The following is a 15,858-nucleotide window of genomic DNA, read 5'->3' on the forward strand; positions in this document are numbered from 1 at the left end:
ATCTGAACGAAAAGGACGGAACGAATGGCGGAAGAAAAAACTGCGGGTGCCGGTGACGGTCAGCCATCAACCTGCATATTGCCTGAGTGGGAGCATAACGGTCTGGTTAAATGGAAGGGGATTCAAAACCAGAAGAAATCACTGGACGCTCAGGTGGTGTTGCTGCAGCCACCCATCAGGGTTATTCCGGTTATTTTTCTCCCCGGGGTGATGGGGACTAATTTGATGTCAGATGGTTCTTCAAAAAGAGAACAACCTATCTGGCGTGGCGACAGTGAGGTTGGCGTATATTTCAAGTGGGCAGGACAAGATGGTAACCGCAGAAGAAAGCTGTTAAGCCCGGATACCACAAAGGTGGATAACCGTGGCGATATTAATCAAAACATCTATTCTCCATTTTCTGATGACGGAAACCTGTTTCCAACCCGGCGGGAGCGCGGCTGGGGCGGGGTCTTATCCTTCAGCTATGGAAAGTTTTTAAGCGTCTTTCAGGGCGCATTGCTGGATGACTGGCAGCGGGACATGGTGAATTACGCAGCGCGCGTCGGGGGAAAGGGTGGGATCTTAAGCCAGCTGGTTGGGGCGCGCCTGTCGGAAGATAAAGCGACGAAAATCGCCGATGAATCGGTGATGACGCAGCAGGAGCTTGACCACTTCAGGAATTTTCTGTTTCCGCTGCACGTCTATGGCTACAACTGGCTGCAGGATAATAAAACCTCGGCCGAAGGCCTGGTAGATTACATTGAAGAGGTGATTGACCTCTATACTCACCAGCACTGTCACGGCATGGCGTTTCCCGCCGGGCAGGAGAAAGTTATTATCGTCACCCACTCCATGGGGGGGCTGGTGGCGCGCTATGCGTCGCAGATTTCAGGGGCGCAGGATAAAATCCTGGGGATAGTGCACGGCGTTATTCCGGACATCGGTTCCCCCGCGGCATATCGCCGCATGAAGGTCGGGGCAAAACAGGAGGGAATGGCGGGTGCCGTGCTGGGCAATACGGCGCAGGAGCTGATGCCGGTACTGGCCCGCGCCCCGGCACCTCTGCAGCTGTTGCCCTCCGCCAAATATCTCGGTGGGGCGCCCTGGCTGACGGTGGAAGGAGGCAACGAAGATGGTACAGATATAAAACTACCCAAAAGGCGGGATCCGTTCAGTGAGATCTACCTGAATGAAACCCTGTGGTGCCGCCTGTATGAGGCCGACATCATCGATAAGGATGCTGCGGAAATTAAACGCAACTGGAATGCATACAGCGATCTTATTAGTAAAGCGGTACAGCGATTTATTGAAAAATTAGACAATAAATATCATCCCAATACTTATGCGTTTTATGGTCATAAAATAGGCTCTGACGGTACGCTCAGCTGGAACAGAATCACCCAGGTTTATCTGAAAAAAACAGGTGATAATGACTTAAAACTGCCCAATAACTACCGGGAAGTCCCTCTACCGCCTCACGGCGCTCAAGTCTACCGTCTCGGCTCGTCCAATACGCCGGGTGATGGAACGGTCCCGGTGGAATCCCTCAACGCCATACGCCAAAGCCGCAGCATCAAAAGCGTGCTGGCAACCAATGTTGACCATCAGGGCGCCTATAACGTAAACAGCCTGAACGATATTCCAAACAAACCAGCCCTGAAATTTACCCTGCGGGCGATTGTTAAAATGGTTCAGGAGGTCCCGGTCCCATGAAATCATTCCACAAACTAACCCTGTTTTTGCTGGTTGCCACCAGTATGCTTTTTGCTAGCCCGGCCATGGCCGCCGCCACAATGCCACCCGTCACGCAGAAGGAGAGTGCCGTGATCAATACCCTGTTTGCAAAAACTAAACCGCAGTGCATCGGGCGCTATGTGATTGATGTCCCTGTATCATTTGATAATCAGCTGCGCGATATGATCTTCATCGATGATTTTAAAATCAGCAGCAAATGGATTTACCCACCCGCCTTTCATCAGCGGATAAAGCTCAGGGAGCAGGAGTTACGGGAAGCGATTAATAGGCCCGAAAATGAACCGGAAGACGCTCCGTATATAAAGGAAAAAATTCTGCTTCCAGAAGGGAAAGGTGTTATTTTCGATCATAATGAATCAGATACCCCTGATATTTATCGACAGCTTGAGGCCCATGTCTATGTAAATAACGTGGCCTTTGTGATCACCGCGGAGTTTCGGGATTTCTCTGGTGAAAAAAATAAGGAAAAGAAAGCCGGTTATTTAGCCAGGGGCTTTACTGAAGCTGATGCAAACACCAAACCAGCCAAGCTCGCCGCACTGCAATCGTTGATCTCGCGCTTGAGTGGCAGACAGGATGAAGTAATCCCGGAGGAAAAAGGTGTGTGTATTCCGAACGGATTTATCCGGGATGATGGCGCTCCGCATACTGAGCGAGTTACTTTCCATTATGGGAATGAGGATTTCAACTTTGGCGCTGAAATGGACAATACGATACAGGGGTCAGATGACACCCTGTTTAATCGCAGTGCGCAAATAAACGAAGCGCTGAAAACCTCCAATGAGTACAGCATTAAAAAAGAAGCGCGAACCATTAATAGTATCCCAACTGAAATGTGGTTGTTTGGTGGTAAACAAACCCTCAGAAATGAGCAGACGAAAGAGGATGATAAAATCACCTTCTACGACTTTGATCTGTATGCTAATGAACGGGACGCCACGCCCGAAAAACCTAACCTTAATATTGGCCTCAGCAGCGAGTACCTTAAAACGCGGTACAGCGAAGCACAGATGATTGAAGTCTGGGATCGACTGGTCAATTCACTGCGCTTCAGATAACCACTTGAGTTACTTATGGCTCTCCGGTTTTGCCTGGGAGCCACTGTTAAAAGCAGTGCAAGGATGCTTATCATGAAAATTCTCTATTACAGAGTAGCGCTATCGCTGGCCTGCATCATGTTTATTTTCCCGGCTATAGCCGTCACGTCACCGATGAAGAAGAGTGCCGTGATCAATACTCTGTTTGCAGAGACTAAACCGCAGTGCATCGGGCGCTATGTAATTGACGTCCCGCAGTCGTTTAACAATCAGTTGCGCGATATGATCTTTATTGATGATTTTAAAATCAGCAGTAAATGGATGTATCCGCCTGCGTTTCAGCAGCGGATAAAGCTCAGGGAGCAGGAGTTACGTGAAACAATTAATAAACCCGGAAACGATCCGAAAAATGCCCCTTTTATAAAAGAAAGGATCCTGCTTCCTGAAGGTAAGGGGGTAATATTTGATAGTAACAGACCCGGTTCTGATGATTTGTACCGAAGATTGGAAGCTCATGTCTATGTGAATAAGGTGGCATTTATTATTACGACAAACATTCGTGATTTTTCGGCGCCAAAATACAGGGGTAGAAAATCTGAGTATCTTAAAACTACTACAGAAGAACAGACAAACACCAAACCAGCCAAGCTCGCCGCACTGCAATCGTTGATCTCGCGTTTGAGTGGCAGACAGGATGAAGAAATCCCAAAAGAAAAAGGTGTGTGCATTCCGAACGGATTTATCCGGGATGATGGAATGCCACACAAAGAAAAAGTAACATTTAGCTTCATAACTGATGAGTTTGTTTTTGGTGTATATACAAATAATACTTATACAGGTTCAAATTATACTCTCTTCAATCGCAGTGATGAAATTGATAAATTCCTTCGTTCAGTCAACCAACACACAATAAAAAAATACAAACTCTCACCAGACGGTATTTCCTCACAGGCATGGTTGTCTGGCGGAACGCAAACCATCACCAACTCTGAGGCGAGGGAAAATGTAATGTTCCCGACTTATGATTTCGATCTATATGCGCATGAAGCCGATGCCATACCTGACAAACCATGGCTAACCATGGGGATAGGCAACGAGAGCTTGAAAACACGTTACAGCGAAGCACAAATGGTTGAAATCTGGGACCGGCTGGTAAATTCCTTACGCTACAAATAGTTGATTCAATCTTTATAGTTCTCAGTGTACGTTTCCACGCATATAGGATGATGATCTGCAGTGGTGATTATCAACCCAGAACCATGCTGTGTAATTAATACTCATTAAGTAAGGAAATACAATGAGCGTAGGATATTTTCTAATAGTTGGTGATAGCACCACCTGTGGCGGAAAAATTTTAACGGGTGCCCCCCGTTTTTTATGGGGGGGTAAACCTACTGCCAGAGCTGGGGACATGGTTTCATGCGGTCGATTTACCGGTACATTTAAAATATTAGCGGGTGTGGGGGACATGTTTGATGAGGGGGTGATGCTAGCCGGTTCACTTGAAAGCTTTAGTTCTTGTCCGTGCCGCGCACGATTTATACCTTCTATACAAGACTCTTATTCAAAATAAAAATGGAATAATTTATAATATGGCCTGGCCTATACCTGATATTCCAGAGAAATATTCCTTTCCCAAGCCAAAAATTTGGCTGTGGATAGTTGTGTTGCTAGTTATACAAACGTTTGGGTTTATAACCAGTATGTGGGTATTTAAAACCACGAATTATGATGCCATTTTGCTCAGTGGTGTACTTTCTGCTTTTTTACTGTGGCTATGTATATTTGGCGTAGTGTTTAATCGCTATGAACAATCTTCAAATGCCAGAATAAGTTGGGAAGCCGAGAGAGAACGGACTAAAGCTGAATGGCAGCAGTGGAGCCGTCGGCAGCTTGCGGTAGTAGGAAATGTTTTATTTTCTCCTGAAGAAAATGGGATGGAGTCGCTATTGGGCGAATTCGAAGATGTTCCTGCATACCCTGAAAAAGCACGACCGTTATTTAATTCGCCATGCATCTATGCCTCATTAATGAGAAAGATAGACCTTAATCTTGAGCAGCAATATCCTCGCTATCGTAATTTAATGCACGCTATTTATGTATTACAGGCTTCAGGGCGATATGATAAGAAGAGTAATAAGGCCATTTTCCAACAATGGGATTTAGTCCCTGACATCATTGATCCTACCCAGCCCCTACACTCTCTATTCGATTCACATGATAGCGATGGACTGGTTTTAATTATTTGCTTTCAAAACTGGTCTGCACTTGCTGCCGGCGAAGTCAGTGAATTCATATCTGCCCAGCTTATGGCCATGCCCAAGTATGCCCGGCAACATTCTATACCGGTTATTGCTGGGTTGAATCGTATAATGCCGCTGGAGGCTGGGAGCTTCAAAAAAGATTTGGATATGTTTTTCGAATATAGCCAAGCGGGTAAACAGGATCTTGAATATATCTGGCTTTCTGGTAATACAGAAAAAACAACCGCAGAAATCATGCAATACGCAACAGATACTCAATGGTTATTACCAAATAGCCAGCCATTACGCTCTGTTGATTTTTCATTTGGACCGCCGGGAGAAATGGCTTTGCCCCTTGGCATAGCAATGATGGTTGAAGTCGCGAATAAAAAAGATAAAGACCAACTATTTATCTATCAAACACCACATCAAACTGGGGCACTTTGTCTGATTACCCGGGAGCTTTATCTATGAAGGAACATACAATACAGCCTGCCGCACGATATGGCTCTTGGGGATATTTTCTCCTGATTATTGGATTGGCAGGGATAAGTGCATTACTGCTGTATATCAATCAGGATGCATTGGAGAGTGCAGGAGCAACGCGTCATACGGTCTGGGCCATATGGGGAGCCATATTTGCCGTCTTGCTTTTTGGTCTGATTGGCTCACCGCTGTGGTGGCGTTGGCAACAAAGAAAAAATCAGGCAATTTACAAACCATATACGGCGAGTAAGGCAAATAAATCAACATCTGCTAACACCGCAGTTGTTGGGCAAAGTTTGATCCGTCTTAAAATTTACCTCCGCAACCGCTATCACCTGTTCTGGCGCTACAAGGTACGCCTGTTGCTGGTCGTCGGCGATGATGCCGCGCGTGAAGCGCTGATCCCCGGGCTGCGGGAGCAGCAGTGGTTGGAAGGGCAGCGCACCGTTCTGATTGACGGCGGTAGCCTCAGCTCAGAACCGGACGCCGACAAGCTCGGCACGCTGAGCAGGCTGCGACGTAGCCGGCCGCTCGACGGTATTGTCTGGGTACTGGCACACGGCCAGCTGATGACCCCGCAGATGCAGGATTACGGTCTGCGCAGCCTGGAGAATATTTCGCAGGCGCTTCGCTGGCAGCCGCCGGTCTGGCTGTGGCAGCTGCATGGTAGCGACTGGTCCCAGCAGGGGCGCGAAGAACAGACGGTTGGCGTCCTGTTTTCCGCGCGCGTGCGATCGGAAGAGGTCAGTGAGCAGCTCGACAGTTTGGCCCCGCAGCTGCGTGAGCAGGGCATGGCGCAGATTGCGCTGCATCGCGAACATGACTTTCTGCTTCGGCTGGGCAGCGAGCTGGCGCAGGGGGAAAGCCTGCAGTGGCAGCAGCGCCTGACACGCTGGCTGACCCTGCAACCGCCTATTCCGCTGCGCGGGCTGATGTTCAGCCTGCCGTCCGACGCGCGGGTTTCGGCCAGCCATGACCATGCGGTGACTCTCTCCAACAGTTGGGACGGCATCGTGAATGCCAGCCGGCATATTTCCGGGCATCGCATCGGCATGCCCTGGCAGCGGGTGCTGGCCTGGGCGCTGATGGCGTTTATTGGACTGTGGGGCGCGGGTCTGCTGCTCTCATTTGCGCTCAACCGTCAGCAGATTGTCAGCATGGCGGAGAAGGCCCAAATGCTGGTGCAGACTCCGACGATTTCCGATCGGCAGCTCACCGACCTGCACGCACTGCGCAACGATGCCGGGCTACTTAAGTACCATCATCAGGACGGCACGCCCTGGTATCAACGCTTTGGCCTCGACCATAATACGCCGCTGCTTGAAGCGATGATGCCGTGGTACGGCGTGGCGAATAACCGCCTGATACGCGACCCGGCCAGCGCCGCGTTGCAGCAGCGGCTGAACGCGCTGGCAGAGCTGCCGCCAAACAGCCCGCTGCGCGCCGAACGCGCTAAACCGGGATATGACCAGCTCAAGGCATGGCTGATGATGGCGCGCCCGGATAAGGCAGACGGCGCGTATTACGCGCAGGTGATGAAGACGGTGCAACCGACCCGGGACGGCATCTCGCCCGGCCTGTGGGTGAGCCTGGCGCCGGACCTGTGGGCGTTTTACATCACGGAGCTGCCGCACCAGCCGCAGTGGAAAATTATCCCGGATGCCTCGTTAGTCAGCCAAAGCCGCGAGGTTCTGCTGCAGCAGATTGGCCGACGTAATGCCGAAAGCACGCTGTATCAGAACATGCTGAAATCGGTGCGCCGCAACTTTGCCGACGTCTCCCTGGAGGATATGACCAGCGGCACCGATGCGCGCCGACTGTTCACCACCAATGCAACAGTGCCAGGCATGTTCACTCGCCAGGCATGGGAAGGCGGCGTGCAGCAGGCGATTGAGACCGCGGCCAAATCACGGCGCGATGAGATTGACTGGGTGCTGAGCGACAATCGTCGTAGCCTGTCCGCTGACCTCACGCCGGAAAGGCTGAAAGAGCGCCTTACGCAGCGCTACTTCACCGACTTTGCCGGCAGCTGGCTCAGCTTCCTTAACGGCCTGCACCTGAACCCGGCTGCCAATATTGCTGACGTCACCGATCAGCTGACGCTGATGAGCGATGTACGTCAGTCGCCGTTGATTGCACTGATGAACACGCTGGCATGGCAGGGGCAGGCCGGGCAGAAAAGCGAGGCGCTGTCAGACTCGTTAATCAAATCGGCGAAGGAGCTGGTCGGCAGTAGCCAAAAGCCGGTCATTGACCAGGGCGCAGCCGGTCCGCAGGGCCCGCTTGACGAGACCTTCGGTCCGCTGTTGACGCTGATGGGGAGGAATAGCGCCGCCAACGCGCTGGCCGGTGACGACAGTCCGAGCCTGCAAACTTACCTGACGCGCATTACCCGCGTGCGCCTGCGACTGCAGCAGGTGGCGGGCAGCTCTGACCCGCAGGAGATGATGCAGACACTGGCACAAACCGTGTTCCAGGGCAAAAGCATTGACCTGACCGATACGCGGCAATATGGCAGCCTGATTGCCGCCAGCCTCGGCGAGGAGTGGAGTGGCTTTGGACAGACGATGTTTGTTCAGCCACTGACCCAGGCATGGGAAACGGTGTTGCAACCCTCCGCCGCCAGCCTTAATGATAAATGGTCACGCTCGGTGGTGGCGTTGTGGCGCAGCGCGTTTGATGGGCGCTACCCGTTTGCCGCCAGCAATAACGACGCCTCGCTGCCGATGCTGGCCGAGTTCCTGCGCAAGGATAGCGGGCGCATTGAGCGCTTTCTTAACAGCGAGCTGAGCGGTGTGTTGCACAAAGAGGGCAGCCAGTGGGTGCCGGACCGCACTAACAGCCAGAGCCTGACCTTTAACCCGGCGTTTATTAAAGCGCTCAATCAGCTGAGCCAGCTGTCAGACGTGCTGTTCACCGACGGCAGTCAGGGCATCAGTTTTGAGCTGCAGGCAAGGCCGACGCCGGGGGTGGTTCAGACTCAGCTCACTATCGATGGCCAGCAGCAGAAGTACTTCAATCAGATGGCTGAATGGCAGACCTTCCGCTGGCCGGGGGACACCTTTAAGCCGGGTACCCTGCTGACATGGAGCACCAACAGTGCCGGCGCCAGACTGTTTGGCGACTATAGCGGCACATGGGGATTGATCCGCTGGCTGGAGCAGGGTAAGCGTCACCAGCTTGACCGCAGCCAGTGGATGATGATCTTTACTGCCCCTGACGGTAGCGTCCTGCAGTGGGCACTGCGCTCACAGCTGGGCAGCGGACCGTTACAGCTGCTGCAGCTGCGTAACTTCGCGCTGCCGGCAGAGATTTTCAGCGTCGATGCCGAAATGGCCGCACAGGCGCAGCCGGGAAGTGATGAGCTACCCGCCATGGAAGGAGAATCCTAATGACCACCCTGCAAAATTTAGTCATCGCCTGCCGGGCAGATGAAGGCACGCTAATTCCTCTGGCACAGGCGCGGGCTGATAACTGGAGCGCATGGTTGCTACCGCTGAGTGACGCGCAACCGATGGGAGATGAACCCGGTTATGACGATGATTTCCAACGCATTCGCGAAGAGGTGAACAAGCTCTCCGGCATTGATACCTCGCTCATCTGCCAGTTGGCCGAAAAGCTACTGACCACGGTCAGCAAGGACCTGCGCGTAGTGACCTTCTACATCTGGGCGCGATTACATCAGGATGGCGAGGTCGGGCTGGCGGAAGGGTTGGAACTGCTGGCCGCCATATTACAGCGCTTCGGTGTGCAGCTGCACCCGCAGCGTGAACGCAGCCGCAAATCCGCGCTGGAGTGGCTCGGTAGCGGGCGCGTGCTCGACAGCCTCTCGCTCTACCCGGAGGTGGATATGGCGGCCATGCAGCGCATCACCGGCGCACTGCTGATGGCGGATCAGGCGATGCAGTCGTTTGCCGAAGCGCACCGCCCGCAGCTTACCGGGCTGTGCCTGGCGCTGGAAACCCGGCTGGCGCAGAGCGGCGGGGCAAGCAGCATGGTGCCGCAGACCAGTCGTGATGAGTCCTTATCTACTGCTGTGCCGTCAGCGGCGGCCCCGGCGATGACGGCCGTGACATCCGGGCGCGATCTGCTCGACCAGGCGAAAATGCTGGCGGGCTACCTTCGCGATCGGCCTGGCGGCTGGCTGGCAGGACACCACCTGATGAAAAGTATTCGCTGGGACACCGTGACAGAGTTGCCGCCGCTTGATGCCAGCGGTCGTACCCGACTCGCGCCGCCGAAGCCGGACCACCGTGCCCAACTCAAGCGTTTGTATCTGCAGCAGAGCTGGATGGAACTGCTGGAGCAGGCCGACAGCCTGTATGCCCAGGGCGTCAACCATCTGTGGCTGGATTTGCAGTGGTACAGCTGGCAGGCGTTGGCGAAACTGGATGCCGATAGCGTGCGTGCCGATATCCTCTGTCGCGGAGTTAAGGGACTGCTTTCGCGGCTGCCTGGACTGGAGGCACTGGCGTTCAACGACGGCACGCCGTTTGCCGATGAAGTTACGCAGAACTGGATAGGCCAGCAGGTGATGGATGACCCGGGCGATTGGGGTTCTGACGCGCTGACTCCTGAATCGCAAAGTGATGAAGAGGTGCTGCTGCTTGAGCCTGAGTTGCTGGCGCTGGCGGACAGCGATGGCATTGAAGCCGCGTTTGGCTGGCTGCAGTCGCGCCCGGGTATGACTTCCGTGCGCGACCGCTGGCTGATGCGCCTGCTGATGGCGCGCGTGGCCGAGCAATACGCCCGCCATGAACTGGCATTCCACCTGCTTGGCGAACTGGACAGCGGTGCACAAACCCTGACGCTGCAACACTGGTCCCCGGGGTTGCTGTTTGAGGTGCGGGCGCGGCGTCTGAAGCTGCTGCGCATTAAAGCCTCGCGCAGCGAAACGGATAAAACCCGCATTCAGCCTGAGATGGACCTGCTGCTAAGCGGATTAATCAGCCTCGACCCGGTACGTGCGGCAGTACTTTGCGTTTGATCTCCCCCTCCAGTACACCCCTTATTCAGGTTTTATTATGGACGACTTAACCCTGCGTTATTACGACGCTGAAATGCGCTACTTGCTCGAAGCCGGTGAAGAGTTTGCCCGTGCCCATCCGGATCGGGCGGCACTGCTGAACCTGGATAAATCAGGTGCGCGCGACCCCTACGTTGAACGCCTCTTCGAGGGCTTTGCCTTTATGATGGGGCGCCTGCGCGAAAAGCTCGACGACGACCTGCCTGAGCTGACGGAAGGGCTGGTCACGCTGCTGTGGCCGCACTATCTGCGCACCATCCCGTCGATGTCGGTGGTGGAGTTCAGCCCTGACTGGCGTGAAATGAAAGAGAAAATACGGATTGCGAAGGGAGCAGAAGTCCTTTCCCGGCCGATAGGTGAGAAGTCGACACGTTGCCGTTATACAACGACCCAGGAAATCAGCCTGATGCCGCTGGCGCTGGAGCGGGTTTCGCTCTCAACCGACCCGGACGGCTGCTCGGTAGTATGCCTGCGCTTTGCCTGCAGCAGCCTGGCCGACTGGAGCCGTGTGGATCTCAGCCTGATCCCATTCTACTTCGATGCCGACGCGCCGCTGGCCTGTGCCATGCACGAAGCTTTTACCTTAAACAATGCAGGCATTTGGCTGCGCCTGCCTGGCGACCCGGATCGCCGTCCGCTGGATGCGCGCTTTACCGCGTTGGGATTTGGTGAAGACGACGGACTGTGGCCAAAGAGCAATAGCAGCTTCAGTGGTTACCAGCTGCTGCTGGAGTACTTTGCCTTTCGCGAGAAGTTTATGTTCACCGGCCTGCGCGGCCTGGAGAATGTTGCGCTGCCTGCGGATCTGCCGTGGTTCGAAATCGACGTGGTGTTGGGGCAGCGCTGGGAACATGACTTTACCTTCAGTGAGAAACATCTGCGGTTGCACTGCGCGCCGGTGATCAACCTCTTTCCACTGGAGTCCGATCCGCTGACGCTAAACTCGCTGCAGACCGAATACCTGCTGCGCCCGATGCGCGTGCAGGATGGTCATACGGAAATTTATTCCGTTGACTCGGTGATGTCTTCCGGCAATCACATCTATGTACCGTTCTCCAGCTTCCGACATAAAGGCGGAATGATGCGCCACGAAGCGCCGGAATATTACTACCATTCCCGCGTGCGGCGCGGCGCATCAGGGCTGCATAACACCTGGCTGATTCTCGGCGGGGAAGCCTTTGATAACCATAGCGTGCCAAATGAAGAAAGCCTGTCGCTGACGCTGACCGGTACCAATGGCCAGTTGCCGCGTCGTGCACTGCAGAGCACGGTGCTGGATACCGCGATAATAACCAACTCTGCTAGCGTGGGGGTGCGAAACCTTTGTGCGCCGACGCTGCCCTGTTATCCGCCGGACCGTGACCGCTTCCACTGGCGGGTGCTGAGCCATCTTGGCAGCAACTTCCTGTCGATGATGGACAATGCCGAAGTGCTGCGCGGTACGCTGGCCCTGTACGAGTGGACCGGCAGCGAGATGAACCGCCGCCGCCTGGAAGCGATAGTCGACGTTAGCCACAGCGAAATCGAGCGCTTTGAGCAGGGCTACCTGCTGCGCGGCGTGCAGATTGAGGTGACGCTCGACAGTCACGGCTTTGCCGGGCACGGGGATATCTGCCTGTTCGGCGAGATGCTCAGCCATTTTTTCGCCCTGTACACCGACATCTATCTGTTTAACCGCCTGGTTATCATTCTGCAACCCACCGGAGAGCGCCTGGAATGGCAAGAGAAACACAACCGCCGCATTCCCGGCTAAGTCCGCGCATGGAAGCGGACCTGACGCGGATGAACTTTTACCGCTTCTGCCAGCTGCTGGAAAAACAGCACCCGGATAAACCCCCGCTCGGCAGTACTAGCCACCTGCGAGATGACACTGTGCGCTTCAGCCCGTGGCCGGGTATGGGTTTTCCTGCCGGCGAGCTGAAAAGCGTGGAGTACAGTGAAGACGATGTCACGTTGGCACCAAAAGTGCGTACCACCTTTATGGGCGTCTACGGAGTGGATTCTCCGCTACCGACCGCCTATCTCGACGACATCAGCCAGCGGCGGGAGGGACACGAGGAGCTGCAGGATTTTCTCGATATCTTCAGCCATCGCATCCTGACGCAGTTCTACCGCATCTGGTGTAAATACTCCTATCCGGCCACCTTCGAAAGCGGCGGAACGGACAGCATCTCCCAGTCGCTGCTCGGGCTGATAGGGCTGGGAATTCCCGGCACTGCCAGCCATATCGCCACTCCGGTTTCGCGCTTTCTGGCGCTGCTCGGCGTGCTGCGCCAGCCTGCAAAAACCCAGCAGGGCGTGCAGGCAATGGTACGCCTGCTGGCGCCAGAAACGCGGGCGCGGGTCAGCCCATATTGCCTGCGCCCGATTGAAATCAATCAGCCGCTCGGCTTCTACGGCGAGCAGGATTTTTTGCTGGATGGCAACACCCCGCTGGGTGATGAAGTGATGGATACCAGCAGCCAGCTGCTGATTGAATTAATGACCGACTGCGAGCGTGAAGCACAGGGCTGGAAGCCGGACGGTCAGCTGTATCTGGATTTTCTGGTGATGCTGCGCGTTTATCTCGGCTGGCGTTTTAAAGCGAAAATTCGTCTGACCGTCAGTACAGCTCTGCTGCCCGTTGTGCCTCTTGGAGAAGCCCCGTTCTGGCTGGGCATGAGCGGGGTACTGGGCGTGGAGGGGAAAGAAATCCCCACTGACATCCCGCAGACATTTACCACCGAGCTTGGCAGCTATTACGGCCTGCAACCGACCACACATGTAAAAGGAAATAAGCGTGTTAATTACCAGTTTGACTAAACCTGTGTGCTGGCTGCTGCCATTGCTTGCCATTAGCCTGACCGGCTGCGGGCTGACGCAGACCGTTTCTGACGGTACCCGCTCTGCGGTATCGTCTATTTTCTATAAAAAAATTAAGGTGCTGCACCTAGACTTTACTGCGCGTGAGGGGCTGAATACCGACGCGCGAGAAAACCATTCCAGTCCGCAGTCTTTAGTCATCCGTATTTATCAGCTGAAAGATAGCAAGACCTTTGACAGGCTGGTCTATCAACAGCTGGCCACCGACGGAGATCAGCTCTTGGGTGCTGATTTGCTTGCAAGCCGTGACGTGGTGCTGACTCCCGGCGGTGCAGTTAACCTCAATATGCCAATGGAGCAAGAAGCGCAGTTTGTTGCCGTAGTGGCGCTATTTCGTCAGCCGGACCTGGCCAAAAAAAGCTGGCAGCAGGTGCTACAGCGCGAAGCACTGAACCCTGACCAACCCCGGGTGCTGGAAGCGGCCGACAATAGCCTGATCCTGCAACCGCTCAAGGATAAGTAATGCCACAATCCCATAACGCCCCCTCGCTGTATGAAATGCTGTACGGCAATTTCAGCGGCGGGCTGGAGCTGCATAACGTCAGCGAGGAGAACCAGGTGATCCTCTCGGTGCTCGACAATATGCAGCGCATTCTCAACTGTCGCGCCGGCACGCTGGCGCATCTGCCCGATTACGGTCTGCCGGATATGACCACCATCCTGCAGGGGTTACCCGGTACCGCGCACCAGCTGATGACCACATTGTCCGGCGTGCTGTTGCGCTACGAGCCGCGCCTCAGCAGCATCCGGGTGGACATGCTACCGCAAACACTCCCCGGCGAACTGCGTTACACCATTGATGCCGAACTCAAAGGTATCGGCCTGGTGCGCTATGGCACCGACTTTATGCCGGAAGGCAAAGTGCTGATCCGCCATTTGAAACAGCAGCAGTTTATTAACCCTAATGCCAGGAAATGGATATCAGGTCATGAATGACACCCCCTCCCGTAAAATCAAAACCGGTAACGACCCGCGTACGCTGGCGGATTATGCCGCCCTGCGTGATGAGCTGAACAAGCTGTCCCACCCTGCGCGGCCCGATGTGAACTGGCACTATGCCGAAAAGTTGTGTCTTTCGCTGTTTGAGCAAAATGGCGTGGAGCTACAGACGGCGGCCTGGTACACGCTCGCCCGCACGCAGCTGGCCGGACTGTATGGCCTTAATGAAGGATTGTCTGTCCTGGAGGCATTGATAAGCCATCAGTGGGGCGCTCTCTGGCCGCAGCCTGTGCACGCCCGCATGGAGATCCTCAGCGGTCTGAGCCAGCGTATCCAGCAGCTGATGCGCACCTTACCGTTGAGCTACAGCGACATCAGTCAGCTGTATCGTGCCGAGCAGCACCTCACCCGTCTGGGGGACGTTCTCCAGCGGCTGGAGCTTAAGCATCTGAGCCAGCTTGATGCATTACGTAGCCAGATGCATAACAGCGCTGTCCGGCTGGAAAACAGCGATGGCGCCGCTGGCACGGGCGCTGCGATTCAACCCGGCGTTGTACTGCCCGCACCGGCAACAGACGGCCAGGCAAGCTGGGCTAATGCCCCGTCCGGCCGTCCGGCGGCAGATATTTATGACCGCATTAACGCGGTTAAGTGGGTGTATGTGGCGCAGCCGGAACCTCAGCCGAATGTGGCCGTGTTGACGACGCTGCCGGCACCGGCAAAATCCTGGAAGCCGTTTGCGTTGGGGGTGATTACCATGCTGGCGGCAGGAAGCGCCGCGCTGTGGGGATGGCATGCTTTCCACCGGCCTGACCCGCTGCAGGCGCAGCTGGCGGCATCGCTGGCCCCGCTGCCCGCGATTCTTTCTCCCGCCCAGCGGGATAGCCTGCGCCAGCAAGCGTCGTTACCGCCCCAAATTGCACAAACCCAGCGGCAGCTTTCCAGCCTGGCGCAGTTACCGCCGGGCTGGAATATCGATTACGGTCGTCAGCTGGTTGAACAGGCGCAGATACTGTGGCCGGAGCAGGCCAGGCCGCTGGTGCAGGCGTGGCAGCAACAGCAGAAGGCCAATGCGTTGTCAGCCGGGAGCCTGTCTGGCTGGCATCAGGGTATGACGAAGCTGACGCAACTGAGTGAGCGGCTGAGCAGGCTGGATGAACAGAAGGGAAAATACATGACGGTCAGCGAACTGAAATCCGCCGTGTTTGCCACCCAGCAGTCATTTAATCAATCGATACCGGCTGAGGAGCAGCTACGGGCATTGTCACAAACGCCCACGGGACAGCCTTTGCCAGCTGCAGCTAAAGCGCAGCTGGAGATGCATCTGAAGCAGCTAACGGCGAGCTATGCAGAAATTAAGCAGAATGCGTCAAGAGGGGAAAGAGGCTAACGGAGGAAAGAGGCTAACAGAGAAAAGAGGCTAACAACGAGGTGTGATGGAAGCGTGTTTTATTCGCGTGCCAGAGGGCTATCAGGGAGGTAGCCACTCTGGAAAATACCACGGCATCCCTGACAGTCATTTTCTCAG

12 protein-coding genes are annotated in these 15,858 nt (G+C 54.8%); all 12 read left to right on the top strand.

The window, feature by feature from the left end; translation table 11 throughout:
- Window positions 1–24: 24 nt before the first annotated feature.
- The 12 genes from EBC_RS03600 (at window position 25) to EBC_RS03650 (ending at window position 15,720) form a co-directional block, all read left to right on the top strand.
- Entirely contained in the window at window positions 25–1,695 is a 1,671-nt protein-coding gene (locus EBC_RS03600; RefSeq protein WP_013200451.1) for a lipase family alpha/beta hydrolase, read from the top strand.
- Entirely contained in the window at window positions 1,692–2,795 is a 1,104-nt protein-coding gene (locus tag EBC_RS03605) for a T6SS immunity protein Tli4 family protein (RefSeq protein WP_013200452.1), read from the top strand. The genes EBC_RS03600 and EBC_RS03605 overlap by 4 nt, the downstream gene beginning before the upstream one ends.
- A gap of 72 nt (window positions 2,796–2,867) precedes the next feature.
- Window positions 2,868–3,950 (top strand): T6SS immunity protein Tli4 family protein, encoded by a 1,083-nt coding sequence (locus tag EBC_RS03610; protein WP_013200453.1) that lies wholly within the window; start codon window positions 2,868–2,870, stop codon window positions 3,948–3,950.
- Between the two features lie 121 nt (window positions 3,951–4,071).
- The gene (locus EBC_RS24960; protein WP_071822092.1) at window positions 4,072–4,347 is read left to right on the top strand and encodes a PAAR domain-containing protein; all 276 of its coding nucleotides are present in this window, start codon (window positions 4,072–4,074) and stop codon (window positions 4,345–4,347) included.
- Window positions 4,277–5,491: a hypothetical protein gene (locus EBC_RS03615; RefSeq protein ID WP_231853676.1), complete on the top strand. Its 1,215-nt coding sequence runs from the start codon at window positions 4,277–4,279 to the stop codon at window positions 5,489–5,491. Before EBC_RS24960 ends, EBC_RS03615 begins: the two co-directional genes overlap by 71 nt.
- Entirely contained in the window at window positions 5,488–8,895 is a 3,408-nt protein-coding gene (locus EBC_RS03620) for an ImcF-related family protein (protein ID WP_013200455.1), read from the top strand. The genes EBC_RS03615 and EBC_RS03620 overlap by 4 nt, the downstream gene beginning before the upstream one ends.
- Window positions 8,895–10,490, top strand: a complete 1,596-nt coding sequence (gene tssA, locus EBC_RS03625; RefSeq protein WP_013200456.1) for a type VI secretion system protein TssA — start codon at window positions 8,895–8,897, stop codon at window positions 10,488–10,490. The genes EBC_RS03620 and tssA overlap by 1 nt, the downstream gene beginning before the upstream one ends.
- A 37-nt stretch (window positions 10,491–10,527) precedes the next feature.
- A complete protein-coding gene (gene tssF, locus EBC_RS03630) occupies window positions 10,528–12,282 on the top strand; it encodes a type VI secretion system baseplate subunit TssF (protein ID WP_013200457.1) in 1,755 nt (584 codons plus the stop codon).
- Complete coding sequence (gene tssG / locus EBC_RS03635; RefSeq protein WP_041691870.1) at window positions 12,246–13,331, top strand: type VI secretion system baseplate subunit TssG; 1,086 nt, start codon at window positions 12,246–12,248, stop codon at window positions 13,329–13,331. Before tssF ends, tssG begins: the two co-directional genes overlap by 37 nt.
- Window positions 13,309–13,854 carry a type VI secretion system lipoprotein TssJ gene (tssJ, locus tag EBC_RS03640; RefSeq protein WP_041691871.1) on the top strand — a complete coding sequence of 182 codons (546 nt, stop codon included), beginning with the start codon at window positions 13,309–13,311 and terminating at the stop codon, window positions 13,852–13,854. The genes tssG and tssJ overlap by 23 nt, the downstream gene beginning before the upstream one ends.
- A complete protein-coding gene (gene tssE / locus EBC_RS03645) occupies window positions 13,854–14,327 on the top strand; it encodes a type VI secretion system baseplate subunit TssE (RefSeq protein ID WP_013200460.1) in 474 nt (157 codons plus the stop codon). The genes tssJ and tssE overlap by 1 nt, the downstream gene beginning before the upstream one ends.
- Window positions 14,320–15,720, top strand: coding sequence for a VasL domain-containing protein (locus EBC_RS03650; protein ID WP_013200461.1), 1,401 nt, complete (start codon window positions 14,320–14,322; stop codon window positions 15,718–15,720). Before tssE ends, EBC_RS03650 begins: the two co-directional genes overlap by 8 nt.
- Window positions 15,721–15,858 lie beyond the last annotated feature (138 nt).

Source organism: Erwinia billingiae Eb661, assembly GCF_000196615.1.
Lineage (GTDB): Bacteria > Pseudomonadota > Gammaproteobacteria > Enterobacterales > Enterobacteriaceae > Erwinia > Erwinia billingiae.